This window comes from Bradyrhizobium sp. CCBAU 051011, assembly GCF_009930815.1.
GTDB lineage: Bacteria > Pseudomonadota > Alphaproteobacteria > Rhizobiales > Xanthobacteraceae > Bradyrhizobium.
Window position 1 is genome coordinate 2,219,002 of record NZ_CP022222.1, and the last position, 13,014, is coordinate 2,232,015.

At 63.2% G+C, this 13,014-nt stretch carries 10 protein-coding genes; 5 read left to right on the forward strand and 5 right to left on the reverse strand.

What is annotated here, in order from left to right; genetic code table 11:
* Positions 1–108: 108 nt before the first annotated feature.
* The 5 genes from ACH79_RS10515 to ACH79_RS10535 all read left to right on the forward strand — a co-directional run bounded on the left by ACH79_RS10515 (position 109) and on the right by ACH79_RS10535 (position 6,484).
* Positions 109–1,800 carry a diguanylate cyclase domain-containing protein gene (locus tag ACH79_RS10515; protein ID WP_161850962.1) on the forward strand — a complete coding sequence of 564 codons (1,692 nt, stop codon included), beginning with the start codon at positions 109–111 and terminating at the stop codon, positions 1,798–1,800.
* Between the two features lie 130 nt (positions 1,801–1,930).
* Complete coding sequence (leuS, locus tag ACH79_RS10520; RefSeq protein WP_161850963.1) at positions 1,931–4,555, forward strand: leucine--tRNA ligase; 2,625 nt, start codon at positions 1,931–1,933, stop codon at positions 4,553–4,555.
* A complete protein-coding gene (gene lptE / locus ACH79_RS10525; protein WP_161850964.1) occupies positions 4,542–5,093 on the forward strand; it encodes an LPS assembly lipoprotein LptE in 552 nt (183 codons plus the stop codon). The genes leuS and lptE overlap by 14 nt, the downstream gene beginning before the upstream one ends.
* 5 nt (positions 5,094–5,098) lie before the next feature.
* Entirely contained in the window at positions 5,099–6,127 is a 1,029-nt protein-coding gene (holA, locus tag ACH79_RS10530; RefSeq protein WP_161850965.1) for a DNA polymerase III subunit delta, read from the forward strand.
* Between the two features lie 63 nt (positions 6,128–6,190).
* Positions 6,191–6,484 carry a hypothetical protein gene (locus ACH79_RS10535; protein WP_161850966.1) on the forward strand — a complete coding sequence of 98 codons (294 nt, stop codon included), beginning with the start codon at positions 6,191–6,193 and terminating at the stop codon, positions 6,482–6,484.
* 140 nt (positions 6,485–6,624) lie between these two features.
* Here the strand turns inward: ACH79_RS10535 and ACH79_RS10540 are convergent, their stop codons facing one another.
* The 5 genes from ACH79_RS10540 to mnmE form a co-directional block, all read right to left on the reverse strand.
* Positions 6,625–7,509 (reverse strand): ParB/RepB/Spo0J family partition protein, encoded by an 885-nt coding sequence (locus ACH79_RS10540; protein ID WP_161850967.1) that lies wholly within the window; start codon positions 7,507–7,509, stop codon positions 6,625–6,627.
* A 191-nt stretch (positions 7,510–7,700) separates the two neighbouring features.
* On the reverse strand, positions 7,701–8,549 hold the full coding sequence (locus ACH79_RS10545; protein WP_161850968.1) for a ParA family protein: 849 nt from the start codon (positions 8,547–8,549) through the stop codon (positions 7,701–7,703).
* Positions 8,546–9,244 carry a 16S rRNA (guanine(527)-N(7))-methyltransferase RsmG gene (rsmG, locus tag ACH79_RS10550; RefSeq protein ID WP_161850969.1) on the reverse strand — a complete coding sequence of 233 codons (699 nt, stop codon included), beginning with the start codon at positions 9,242–9,244 and terminating at the stop codon, positions 8,546–8,548. The genes ACH79_RS10545 and rsmG overlap by 4 nt, the downstream gene beginning before the upstream one ends.
* Before the next feature lie 150 nt (positions 9,245–9,394).
* Positions 9,395–11,278, reverse strand: coding sequence for a tRNA uridine-5-carboxymethylaminomethyl(34) synthesis enzyme MnmG (gene mnmG, locus ACH79_RS10555; RefSeq protein WP_161850970.1), 1,884 nt, complete (start codon positions 11,276–11,278; stop codon positions 9,395–9,397).
* A gap of 122 nt (positions 11,279–11,400) precedes the next feature.
* Positions 11,401–12,738 carry a tRNA uridine-5-carboxymethylaminomethyl(34) synthesis GTPase MnmE gene (gene mnmE / locus ACH79_RS10560; RefSeq protein WP_161850971.1) on the reverse strand — a complete coding sequence of 446 codons (1,338 nt, stop codon included), beginning with the start codon at positions 12,736–12,738 and terminating at the stop codon, positions 11,401–11,403.
* Positions 12,739–13,014: the final 276 nt, after the last annotated feature.

Consider the following 13,014-nt stretch of genomic DNA (forward strand, 5'->3'; position numbering starts at 1 on the left):
ATCGTGTCGTATTTCGGCGAGGAGATTCTACGGCATTTCCTCGAACTTTACCAAGTTCGGGAAAGGCTTTTTGAACCCTTCGCTCTACCCTGTGGTGCGGGGGGCAGGATGTCTGGCGTTACTTTCAACCGCAAGCGGGTCAAGCTCAAGAAGCTGTTCGGAATCCGGGCGCGGCTTGCGATGCTGGCCGTGCTGCTGGTGGCGCCCTTGATGCTGGAGCGCGTCCGCTCGCTCGAAGACACCCGCGCCAAACAGATCACGACGGCTTCGGAAGAATACGCCAACATCACCCAGCACAGCGCCCAGACCCAGCGCGAAGTGATCTCCTCGGTCGAGACCATGCTGAAATCGGCCGCCTATATCCGCGCCTCCAGCGGCATCGGGCGCAGTTGCGAAATCTTGCGCGCCAGCCTGCCCGCCAACCTGCCCTGGATCCGCGGCATCATGCTCGTGAGCAAGGAAGGTGTGGTGCAGTGCTCGACGCTGAACATTCAGGTCGGCCTCAACATCGGCGATCGCGAATATTTCAGGAGGGCGCAGGAGACGCGCGATTTCGTCTTCAGCGACTATCTGTTCGGCAGGACCAACAACCGCCCGATCATGATGGCGGCCTATCCGGTCGCCGCGATCAATCCGGAAGAAGAATCGGTTGCGGTCGCCGGCATCAATCTGGACTGGCTGTCGAAGATCATGGCCAATTTCAGCGGACGGCCGGGCATATCAGCTTTGTTGATCGACAGCACCGGCGTGGTGCTGGCGGCACCGCCGGACCAGGCCAGCATGATCGGCCAGCCGCTCGACAACGTGCCACTGTTGTCGGCAATCACCTACAAGGCGCTCAGCTCCAACTCCGACACCGGCTCGCTTTCCTTTACCGCGACCGACGGCTCCAAGCGCGCGATCAGTTTCGCGCGCATTCCCGGGACGCAATCGCGCCTGATCGTCAGCGTCGACGAGGCCAAGGTGACGGCGGTGATCAATCGCGAGATCCGCACCGCCTATCTGCAACTCGGATTCGTCTGCCTGTTCGTGCTGCTCGGCGCGCTGATCGGCGCCGAGAAGCTCATCATCAATCCGATCGAAGTCATGACCGGCATGGCCAGGCGATTCGGCGAGGGCGACTGGACAGCCCGCGTCACGCGCAGCCGCCTGCCGTCGGAATTCATGCCGCTGGCCCGCGCCTTCAACGCAATGGCGGCCCAGCTCAGCCAGCGCGAGCGCGAACTGGTCGCCACCAACGACCGGCTCACCGTGATGGCCTCGATCGACATGCTCTCGGGCCTTGCCAACCGCCGCGGCTTCCAGAGCCGGCTCGATTTCGAATGGTTGAAGGCACAGCAACATCATAGCGAGCTGTCGCTGCTGATGATCGATGTCGATCACTTCAAGCTCTACAACGACACCTATGGCCACCCCGAAGGCGACGCCTGCCTGGCCCGGATCGGCGCAACGCTGGCGGGCATCGCTGCCGACACAATGGGCTTTGCCGGCCGCTATGGCGGCGAGGAATTCTGCCTGTTGCTGCCGAACACCAGCGCGCAGAAGGCGCTCGAGATCGGCGAAACCGTGCGCGCGACCGTTCAGGGCCTCGCCCTGCCCCACATCACCTCCAGCTACGGGATGGTCACTGTCAGCGTCGGCGTCGCCGCTACGCTTCCGAGCGACACCCAAACCCCCGGCGACCTGATCGAAGCCGCGGACGCCGCCCTCTACGCCGCCAAGCACCGCGGCCGCAACACCGTGGTCGAGCACGGCTTTGCCAAGCTGGTCGACGAGGCCGGGATCGCGATGGCGGGGTGAGCCGACGCTCCGCGTCACCGGCCAAATGACTGTTCCTGCCGTCCCAACCCGTTGACCCCGCAGCCGCTTTTGTGGCCTAGTCCGCCGTCCTCTAGACGGGACCCGAATCCACAAAAAGCCCTGCGATTCCATGACCTCCGAACGTTATAACGCCCGTGATTCCGAGCCTCGCTGGCAGCGCCAGTGGGACGAAAAGGCGATCTTTGCGTCGAAAAACGACGACCCACGACCGAAATACTACGTGCTCGAGATGTTCCCCTACCCGTCCGGGCGCATCCATATCGGGCATGTCCGGAACTATACGCTGGGCGACGTGCTGGCGCGGTTCATGCGCGCCAGGGGTTTCAACGTGCTGCACCCGATGGGCTGGGACGCTTTTGGCCTGCCGGCGGAGAACGCCGCAATCGAGCGCAAGGTCGCGCCAAAAGCCTGGACCTACGACAACATCGCCGCGATGAAGAAGCAGTTGCGGTCGATCGGGCTGTCGCTCGACTGGAGCAGAGAATTCGCGACCTGCGACCCCAATTATTACAAGCATCAGCAGAAGATGTTTCTGGACATGCTGCGCGCCGGCCTGGCCGAACGCGAGAAGCGCAAGCTCAACTGGGATCCGGTCGACATGACCGTGCTCGCCAACGAGCAGGTGATCGACGGCCGCGGCTGGCGCTCGGGCGCGGTCGTCGAACAGCGCGAGATGAGCCAGTGGGTCTTCAAGATCACGAAGTACTCGCAGGAACTGCTGGACGCACTCGACGGGCTTGACCGCTGGCCTGACAAGGTGCGGCTGATGCAGCGCAACTGGATCGGCCGCTCCGAAGGCCTGCTGATCCGCTTCTCGCTGGATGCTGCAACGACGCCGGCGGGCGAAACCGAGCTGAAGATATTCACGACGCGGCCGGACACGCTGTTCGGCGCAAAGTTCATGGCGATCTCGGCCGACCATCCGCTGGCGATAGCCGCGGCGGCGAAGAATCCAAAGCTCGCCGAGTTCATCGCTGACATCAAGAAGATCGGCACCGCGCAGGAAATCATCGACACCGCCGAGAAACAGGGTTTTGACACCGGCATCAAGGCGGTTCACCCGTTCGATCCGAACTGGAAGCTGCCGGTTTACGTCGCGAATTTCGTGCTGATGGAATACGGCACCGGCGCCATCTTCGGCTGCCCGGGCCACGACCAGCGCGACCTCGACTTCGTCAATAAATATAATCTCGGCGTCACGCCGGTGGTCTGTCCCGAGGGTCAGGACCCAAAAAGCTTCGTGATCACCGACACCGCCTATGATGGCGACGGCCGCATGATCAATTCCCGCTTCCTCGATGGCATGACCATCGACGAGGCCAAGGAAGAGATTGCAAAACGGCTGGAATCGGAGATACGGGGCAATGAGCCGGTCGGCGAGCGCCAGATCAATTTCCGCCTGCGCGACTGGGGCATTTCGCGCCAGCGCTATTGGGGCTGCCCGATCCCTGTCATCCATTGCCCGAAATGCGATGTGGTGCCGGTGCCGGACGACCAGTTGCCGGTGACGCTGCCGGAGGACGCAACCTTCGACAAGCCCGGCAACGCGCTCGACCATCATCCGACCTGGAAGCACGTCACCTGCCCGAAATGCGGCGGCAAGGCTAGCCGCGAAACCGACACCATGGACACCTTCGTGGATTCGTCCTGGTACTTTGCGCGCTTCACCGATCCCTGGAACGAGAAGGCGCCGACCACACCCGACGTCGTCAATCGGATGTTGCCGGTCGACCAGTATATCGGCGGCGTTGAGCACGCGATCCTGCATCTGCTCTACAGCCGCTTCTTCACCCGCGCGATGAAGGCGACCGGCCACATCGGCATGGACGAACCGTTCGCAGGCATGTTCACCCAGGGCATGGTGGTGCACGAGAGCTACCGGAAGGCCGACGGCACCTATGTCACGCCGGCCGAGGTGAAGGTCGAGGTCATCGGCGGCGAGCGGCGCGCCACGATGCTCGATGGTGGCGAAGAGGTCACGATCGGCCCGATCGAGAAGATGTCGAAGCAGAAGAGGAACACCGTCGACCCCGACGACATCATCGCGACCTATGGCGCCGATGTCGCGCGCTGGTTCATGCTGTCGGACTCCCCGCCCGATCGCGATGTGATCTGGAGCGACGAGCGCGTGCAGGGCGCCTCACGCTTCGTGCAGCGGCTGTGGCGGCTGGTGAACGAATCGGCCGAAATCGCCAAATCGGCACCTGCCGACCGGCCGGCCACGTTCGGCGCCGAGGCGCTGGCGCTGCGCAAGGCGGCCCACGGCGCGCTCGACAAGGTCTCGTCAGGCATCGAGCGGCTGCACTTCAACGTCTGCCTGGCCCATATCCGGGAATTCGCCAATGCGCTGGCGGAGGTGCTGGGGAAGGGCGGCAAGCCGGCGGCCGACACCGCCTGGGCGGTTCGGGAAGCCGCAACCATCCTTGTTCAGCTCATTGCGCCCATGATGCCCCATCTGGCTGAAGAGTGCTGGCAGGTTCTGGGCCAGCAGGGGCTGATTTCGGAGGCCAACTGGCCCCAAATCGAACGCGATTTGCTGGTTGAAGACACCGTGACGCTGGTGGTCCAGGTCAACGGCAAGAAGCGGGGTGATGTTACCGTGCCACGGGTCGCCCAAAATCCGGAAATTGAGGCTGCCGTTTTGGCGCTCGATGCGGTAAAACTCGCTCTCGGCGGCAAGGCCGTCCGCAAGGTAATCGTAGTTCCCATGAGGATCGTGAATGTCGTTGGCTAAGACCCGGATCGCCGTTCGGCTCATCGCCGTCGCCGCTCTGGCGGCGCTCACGGCCGGCTGCTTCCAGCCAATGTATGCCGAACGTACCGACGGCAAGCCTGGCTTGCGCGAAAAGCTGATGGGCGTGGAAGTCCCGCCGGTCGACAAGCCCAATGCGTCGCGGGAAGCCCGAATCCAGGTGGAGATACGTAACGCGCTGGCGTTCAAGCTCTACGGCAACGCCACCGGCATGCCGCCGACCCATCGGCTGGTGCTGCGCTTCACCACCACCCGCAACTCGCTGATGATCGATCCCAACACCGCCCTGCCCTCGAGCGAAAACTACGGCATCGACGCCCAGTACAACCTGATCGACCTTGCCACCAACAAGTCGGTCATGACCGGCACGACCTTCTCCCGCGTGTCCTATGACATCCCTGGCCAGCTCCAGCGCTTCGCCCGCGCCCGCGCCTTCCGCGACGCCGAGGATCGCGCCGCCAACGAGATCGCTGAAAACATCCAGACCCGGCTGGCGTCCTACTTCTACGCCGGCACCTGATCCCGTTGGTCGCGCTCCGCGGAAAAGACATCGACGCTTTTCTCGCCCGGCCTGATGCCGGCCGCCCCATCATCCTGCTCTACGGTCCGGATGCCGGTCTCGTGCGCGAGCGCGCCGATGCGTTGATTGCGTCGGCGGTCGACGATCCCAACGATCCCTTTTCGCTGGTGCGGCTCGACGGCGACGAGCTGGCGGCCGAGCCGTCGCGGCTGGTCGATGAAGCCATGACGATCCCGATGTTCGGCGGCCGACGGGCGATCCGCGTGCGCGCCGGCTCCCGCAGTTTTGCCAGCGGCGTCGATACGCTGGCCGATTCGCCAGTGAAGGATTGCCGCATCGTGATCGAGGCCGGTGAGCTCCGGCCGGAATCGCCGCTGCGCAAGGCGTGCGAGCGCGCCAAGACCGCGGTCGCCATCGCCTGCTATCCCGACACCGAGCGCGATCTCGCGAGACTGATCGACGAGGAATTGCGGACTTCCAATTTGCGCATTGCCGCCGATGCGCGCGCCGTGCTGCTGTCGCTGCTCGGCGGCGACCGCCAGGCCTCACGCAACGAACTGCGCAAGCTCGCGCTCTATTCCCACGGCAAGGGCGAGATCGCGCTCGACGATGTCATGACCGTCGTGTCCGACGCCTCCGAGCTGAAACTCGACCCGATCGTGGATGGCGCCTTTGCCGGCAAGCCGGACCTGGTCGAAGGCGAATTTGCCAAGGCCATGGTCGCCGGCACCTATCCCGGCGTGATCATTTCCGCCGCGCAGCGCCAGGCGGCCTGGCTGCACAAATCGGCGCTCGCGGTCGCGGAAGGAACGCCGGTCTCGACCTTGCTCGAAAGCGGCTATCCGCGCCTGCACTTTTCGCGCAAGGGCGCCGTCGAAATCGCGCTGCGTAATTTCAGCCCCGCCCGGCTCGCCGGCATCATCGATCAGCTTGGGACCGCGGCGCTCGACATGCGCAAACAGGCCTCGCTGGCGTCAGCCATCGGGCTGCGCACACTGCTATCGATTGCGGCGAACGCGAAGCGGCGGGGGTGAGATGTCGAATGGGGCGGAGGACGCCGTAACCCTTTGGCGTCCGGTTGGACCGAAGGAGCCGGAATGATTCGCAACAGCGGAATACGCGCGTTTCCGCCGCGACTTCCCGATCAGCCCATCTTCTATCCGGTGCTCTCAGAAGAATACGCGGTGAAGATTGCCCGTGACTGGAACGTGCCGGCCAGCGGCTCTGACTATGTCACTCGTTTTCAAGTCAGACGGAGCTTCCTGGAAAACTACAGTGTCCAAAAGGCCGGTGGCTTGGCTCATTTGGAGTACTGGATTCCTGCCGAGGAAATGGCCGCTTTCAATGCGGCCATCGTGGGTGAGATCGAAGTCGTCGCCGAGTTTCGCTGACGCCGCGCTCTCCGCCCGTCATTGCGAGCGAAGCGAAGCAATCCATCGCGCCACAAGTGGAGGAATGGATTGCTTCGTCGCTATCGCTCCCTTGCGCAAACGCTTCGCGTTTGTCGCAGGCAATGACGCGGAGAGACTTATCAATTCCCCTTCTCCAGTCGTCGCATCACCTCATCCAACTGTTCGAGGTTGCGATAGCTGATCTGGACGCTGCCGCCGGGGTCGCGGTGGTTGACGGTCACGGTGAGGCCGAGCGCATCGCTGACGCGCTTCTCCAGCGCGATCGTGTCGGGGTCTTTGGTCTTGCCGCCGCCGCCCCTCGCCTTCTGCGGCTTGCGCTCCGGCACACCCTCTTCATGCGCCAGCGCTTCGGTCTGGCGGACGTTGAGACCTTCCGCGACGATGCGCTTGGCTGCGGCCAGCGGATCGGGCACGCCGATCAGCGCGCGGGCGTGACCGGCCGACAATTCGCCGTTCGCAATAAGGGTCTGCACCTCCGCCGGCAATTTCGTCAGCCGCATCATGTTGGCGACGTGGCTACGGCTCTTGCCGACTTCCTTGGCGATGTCTTCTTGGCTGCGTTTGAACTCGTCGGCCAGCGCGTGATAGCCCTGCGCCTCTTCCATCGCATTGAGGTCTTCGCGCTGCACGTTCTCGATGATCATGATCTCGAGTGCGTCGCTGTCGCTGACTTCGATGGGGACGATCGGCACTTCGTGCAGGCTGGCGAGTTGCGCCGCGCGCCAGCGTCGTTCGCCGGCGATGATCTCGTAGCGGTCCTGTGTGCCTTTCACCGGCCGCACCACGATCGGCTGAATCACGCCGTGCTGCTTGACGGAGGCCGCAAGCTCGCCGAGCTCGGCATCGGAAAAGGTCCGGCGCGGGTTACGCGGATTCGGTTTCAGGAACTCGATCGGCACCTTGCGCTGGTTGCGCGGGCGTTCGACATGCGCGGCCTCGCCGCCGACGTCCCCGATCAGACTTGCGAGACCACGACCCAGTCGCGAACGCGTTTCGTCGGCCATCGCCGCCAACTCCCTAGGATTCACTTAAGCTACTCCGGAACCGAATTCGGTGATCGTTGGGTGGGCAAAAGCAAAGCGTGCCCACCGACTCTCGCGGCAGCGCGTAGGATGGGTTGAGCGTAGCGAAACCCATCATCTTTACCACGCGACTTGATGGGTATCGCTGCGCTCAACCCATCCTACATTTCCCTCTAATGCCTCAGCTCGCGCTCGCGCTGGATCACTTCCGTCGCAAGCTTCAGATACGCTTCGCTGCCGACGCATTTGAGATCGTAGACCAGCACCGGCTTGCCGTAGGACGGCGCCTCGGAGATGCGCACGTTGCGCGGGATCATGGTGTCGTAGACCTTCCCGCCCATGAACTGCCTGACGTCGGCGACCACCTGGTTCGACAGGTTGTTGCGGGAGTCGAACATGGTCAGCACGATGCCGTGGATGGACAGGTTCGGATTGAGGGTCGAGCGCACCTGCTCCACCGTCTGCAGCAGTTGCGACAGACCTTCGAGCGCGAAGAACTCGCACTGCAGCGGCACCAGGATCGCATCCGACGCCGCCATCGCATTGACGGTGAGGAGATTGAGCGAGGGCGGGCAATCGATCAGCACATAGGTGTAATCGGTGTCGGGCGCGGCGTTCTTGTTCAACGCTGCGATCGCATCGCGCAGGCGGAATGCGCGGCCCGGGGTGGTACCGAGTTCGAGCTCGAGGCCCGACAGATCCATGGTCGAGGACGCGATGTGCAGCCTCGGCACCGCGGTGGCAACCACAGCGTTGCGCAGCGGCGCTTCGCCGATCAGCACGTCATAGGTCGAGCAGTTGCGGTTGCGGCGATCGATGCCGAGACCGGTAGAGGCGTTGCCCTGCGGATCGAGATCAACGATCAGGACGCGCTCGCCAATTGCCGCGAGCGCGGTGCCCAGATTGATCGCGGTGGTGGTCTTGCCGACGCCGCCCTTCTGATTCGCGAGCGACAGGATGCGTGGATGGGGCGGTGGAGTTTGCTCTCTATCTTCTTGATATAACTGATCTAATTCGCTCATGCCCGATCGCCATGTGTGATCGCGGAGGGGTTGCGTCGCTCGATCCGATCGAGTTCGACGATCCAGCCGTGCCCGCCCGTGCGGCTGGAATGGAGTCGCGGTTGAATATTCCAATATTTAGTGGCTTCGGTCAATTCAGCCTCTACATCTTGGCCCTTGAGAAACAGCGCTTTCGCGCCATCTCTCACAAACGGCTCCGCGAAGCCGACAAGCTGATGTAATGGAGCCAGCGCCCGCGCAGTCACGCAATCAACGCGACTTCCAATTCTATCCACAATATCCCCGATTCCCGCCAAATGCACGATTGCAGACGCGGAAGTTACGCGAATTGCCTCGCGCAGGAAGGCGGCCTTTTTGGCGTTCCTCTCGACCAGATGCACATTTGCGCCTGGCGTTTCCACCAGTGCACAGGCGAGCACCACGCCGGGAAATCCGCCGCCGCTGCCGAAATCGACCCAGATTTTTTTTGATGGTGCCAGGTCGAGGAGTTGCAGCGAGTCGGAAATGTGCCGTGTCCAGAGATGCGGAAGCGTGGAGGGCGCCACGAGATTCGTTTTGATCTGCCACTCAAGAAGGAGGGCGACGTAGCGTTCGAGCCGCGCCTCCGTTTCACTTGAAACGGGCGTGAGGGCCAGTGCGGCTGCTTTGTCGGAGGCCAGGATCGGCGAGGGGATCTCGGCAGCGGCTTTCGCCATTGAACGGGTCTCAGGTGGGTTTGGATCGTAGTGGGTTTGGATCGTAGGATGGGTGGAGCGAAAGCGATACCCATCTTTCGGGCATCAGCAGCGATTGGGTATCGCTTCGCTCCACCCATCCTACATCAACGTTTCACGTGAAACAGATTCTTAAGCTGTCGCCTTCGCGCTCTTCCGTCGCGCCTCGCGCCGTAGATAGGCCGCCAGAATTCCAAGCGCCGCCGGCGTCAAACCATCGAGCCGACCCGCCTGCCCCACGGTCCGTGGCTGGGCCGCCTGAAGCTTTGACCGGGCCTCATTCGAAAGTCCGGGCACATCGGCATAGTCTATACCGGTCAGGACCAGACCTTCGTCGCGTCGGAAGGCATCGACGTCGGCGGTCTGGCGCTTGAGATAGACATCGTATTTGGCGTCGATCTCGAGATGCACGGCGATCGACGGATCGATAGCGGAGAGCTCCGGCCAGATACCGCGCAGGGTCGTCCACTCGACCTCCGGATAGGCCAACAGCTCGAATGCCGATCGGCGATGGCCGTCGCGGTTGAGCGCAAGGCCGTGCTTGGCCGCTTCGTTGGGAGTGATGCCCAGCGACTTGGCCAACGCCTTGGCGGCCTCCAACGCAGCCATCTTCTCGCGATGCCGTTGCGAACGCGCCTGCCCTACGCAGCCCAGAGCGATACCTTTGTCCGTCAGGCGCTGATCGGCGTTGTCGGCTCGAAGCGTCAGACGGTACTCGGCCCGCGAGGTGAACATCCGGTACGGCTCAGTGATCCCGCGGGTCACGAGGTCATCGATCATCACCCCGAGATACCCGTCAGCGCGATCGAACACGATCAGATCAGTGCCACCCGCCATCAACGCAGCGTTCAGACCGGCTACGATCCCCTGAGCCGCCGCCTCTTCGTATCCTGTCGTGCCGTTGATCTGCCCAGCCAGGAAGAGACCGGGCAGACGCTTGGTCTGCAGGGTCGGCTCAAGCTCCCGCGGATCGACATGGTCGTATTCGATGGCGTAGCCCGGCCGGACCATCTTCACCCGCTCGAGGCCGGGAATGGTCGCGAGGATTGCGAGCTGCACCTCTTCCGGCAGCGAGGTCGAGATGCCGTTGGGATAGACGGTGGAGTCGTCGAGCCCTTCCGGCTCCAAAAAGATCTGGTGCCCGTCGCGATCGCCAAAGCGGACGATCTTGTCCTCAATCGAGGGACAATAACGCGGGCCGCTGCTCTTGATCTGACCGGAATACATCGGCGAGCGATGCACATTGGCGCGGATGACCTCATGGGTCGCCGGCGTTGTCCGCGTGATGCCGCATTGGATCTGCGGCGTCGTGATCCGGTCGGTCATGACCGAGAACGGCTCTGGGGGCTCGTCACCGGGCTGCATTTCCACCGCAGACCAGTCGATGGTCGTGCCGTCGAGCCGCGGCGGCGTGCCGGTCTTCAACCGCCCCAGTGTAAACCCGGCACGCTCAAAGGACGCCGAAAGCCCCAGCGCGGGCTCCTCACCGACGCGGCCGGCGGGCCAGTTCTTTTCGCCGAGATGGATGAGGCCCCGGAGGAAGGTGCCTGTCGTGATAACGACCGCACCGGCCGCAAGCTCACGCCCGAACCCCAGCCGTACGCCCCTCACCTGGCCATTCGAAACGATCAGCTCATCCGCCTCGCCATCGATCACGCTGAGGTTCGCCGTCTCCCGGATCGCGGTCTGCATGGCGGCGGCGTAGAGCTTGCGGTCCGCTTGGGCGCGCGGTCCGCGGACCGCCGGACCCTTGCGGCGGTTCAACATCCGAAACTGGATGCCGCCGGCATCGGCCACGCGACCCATCAGACCATCCAGAGCGTCGACTTCACGGACCAGATGGCCCTTGCCGAGCCCGCCGATCGCGGGATTGCAGGACATCGCTCCGATGGTCGCAAACCGATGGGTCACCAAAGCCGTCTTCGCGCCCATCCGCGCAGCCGCGCTCGCGGCCTCGCAGCCGGCATGGCCGCCGCCGATGACGATGACGTCGAATGAGTCTGCTTCGGAAATCATGCCGGGACTTCTATCGCGGAGTTGGAAAACCCGGAAGTGGGTTTGAGGAGTCTTTGTTTCACGTGAAACGCCGGCTGGCCCGCCCGTCTGTTTCACGTGAAACATTTATAGATAAGGAAGTCTTACTTACCTACACAGAACTCCCGGAAGATGACGTCCAGGATGTCCTCGACGTCCACGCGGCCTAATAGTCGGCCCAACGAATGGGAGGCTGAGCGCAGTTCTTCCGCCGCAAGTTCTTCACCCTTCCCGACCACGGCGAGACAGCGGCGCAACGCGGCGACCACATCTTCCAATAACTTCCGCTGTCGGGTACGGCCGATCAGGCCAGCCTCGCTGCCGCCAAAGTAGCTTTGGGCGAACTCGACCAGGGCATTAATCAGCTCCGGTAGGCCGTCGCCGCGGCTCGCCGAAATCTGGAAACTTGGCTGGCTCGGTTTCCCGGCCTCGGCCAATGGCCGACCCGCCTCCGCGAGATCGATTTTGTTTCGCACCTTCCAGATCGGTGCGCTCCCGTCGTGATCTATCGCCGCTTGCGGAGAGTCGGAAAGCCACAGCACGAGATCCGCATCTGCCGCACGAGCTCGGGCGCGACGAACGCCCTCCTGCTCCACCGGGTCGTCGGTCTCCCGAATGCCGGCAGTGTCGATCACGGTTACCGGATAGCCGTCGAGGTCGAGCTGTACCTCGATGATGTCGCGCGTAGTCCCGGCATGCGGAGAGACGATCGCGACCTCACGGCGCGCGAGCTGATTCATCAGCGTCGACTTACCCACGTTCGGTGGGCCGGCGATCGCGACGACGAGGCCATCGCGAAGCCGTTCACTCCGCCCCTGCCCCGCCAGCACTTCCTCGATCTCGGCCAGCAGCGCTTTGACCTTTGCCAGCGCCGGCGCGATCAACTCTGCCGGCACATCGCCCTCATCCGAGAAATCGATCCCGGCCTCGATCAAGGCGGACGCCTCGATGATCCGCGCACGCCAATCGCGCGCCCGGTCGCCAAGCAGTCCCTTCAATTGACGCAACGCCTGGCGCCGCTGCCGATCGGTATCGGCGTGGATGAGATCGTCGAGGCCTTCGGCTTCGGTGAGATCGAGCTTGCCGTTCTCGAACGCGCGCCGCGTAAACTCGCCGGGCTCGGCGATGCGAACATCCTCGAACGCGGACAGCGCCGCGAACAAAGCGGCCAGGACCGCGCGTCCGCCGTGGACGTGAAATTCGGCAACGTCTTCGCCGGTCGCACTGGCCGGACCTGGAAACCAAAGTACCACGGCGTCGTCGATCGGCCGCTGGCCGACACCCCGAAGCAGGGCGCGGGTGGCCATTCGCGGTGGCGGCAATTTGCCGGCCAGGGCCGTCACGACCTTTCCGGCCTGCGAACCCGAGACGCGCACTAACGCGATCGCACTCGGTGGCCGGCCCGATGACAGCGCAAAAATGGTCTGGTCCCGCGGATGCATGGCCTATTTGCGCGGGAGGTTTTGAAAAGGCAACGCGATTCAGTTCGAGGCCCTGACCGCGCAGGCCATGCGGCTGGTTTTGCCGTAAAAAGATCCCGCAAAAAATGCTGCAAAATCTGGAGAGGCACCCTCCCCGAACATCCCGCAACAATAAATAAGAATAAAATTCAATACCTTATATGGTTAACCAATCGCTAAGACCAATTTCGCATGCTGCATTCGCACCGCAGCGGCGCGCGCAGCATGAAAAAGGGCGCCCCGCTGGTACGAGGCGCC

What these genes read in the sequence shown, in the direction of transcription:
- leuS (WP_161850963.1), top strand. Translation starts at nt 1,931, where the DNA reads ATGACCTCCGAACGTTATAACGCCCGTGATTCCGAGCCTCGCTGGCAG.
- ACH79_RS10515 (WP_161850962.1), top strand. Translation starts at nt 109, where the DNA reads ATGTCTGGCGTTACTTTCAACCGCAAGCGGGTCAAGCTCAAGAAGCTG.
- mnmG (WP_161850970.1), bottom strand. Translation starts at nt 11,278, where the DNA reads ATGATTTCCGAAGCAGACTCATTCGACGTCATCGTCATCGGCGGCGGC.
- ACH79_RS10545 (WP_161850968.1), bottom strand. Translation starts at nt 8,549, where the DNA reads ATGAGCGAATTAGATCAGTTATATCAAGAAGATAGAGAGCAAACTCCA.
- rsmG (WP_161850969.1), bottom strand. Translation starts at nt 9,244, where the DNA reads ATGGCGAAAGCCGCTGCCGAGATCCCCTCGCCGATCCTGGCCTCCGAC.
- mnmE (WP_161850971.1), bottom strand. Translation starts at nt 12,738, where the DNA reads ATGCATCCGCGGGACCAGACCATTTTTGCGCTGTCATCGGGCCGGCCA.
- lptE (WP_161850964.1), top strand. Translation starts at nt 4,542, where the DNA reads ATGTCGTTGGCTAAGACCCGGATCGCCGTTCGGCTCATCGCCGTCGCC.
- ACH79_RS10540 (WP_161850967.1), bottom strand. Translation starts at nt 7,509, where the DNA reads ATGGCCGACGAAACGCGTTCGCGACTGGGTCGTGGTCTCGCAAGTCTG.
- ACH79_RS10535 (WP_161850966.1), top strand. Translation starts at nt 6,191, where the DNA reads ATGATTCGCAACAGCGGAATACGCGCGTTTCCGCCGCGACTTCCCGAT.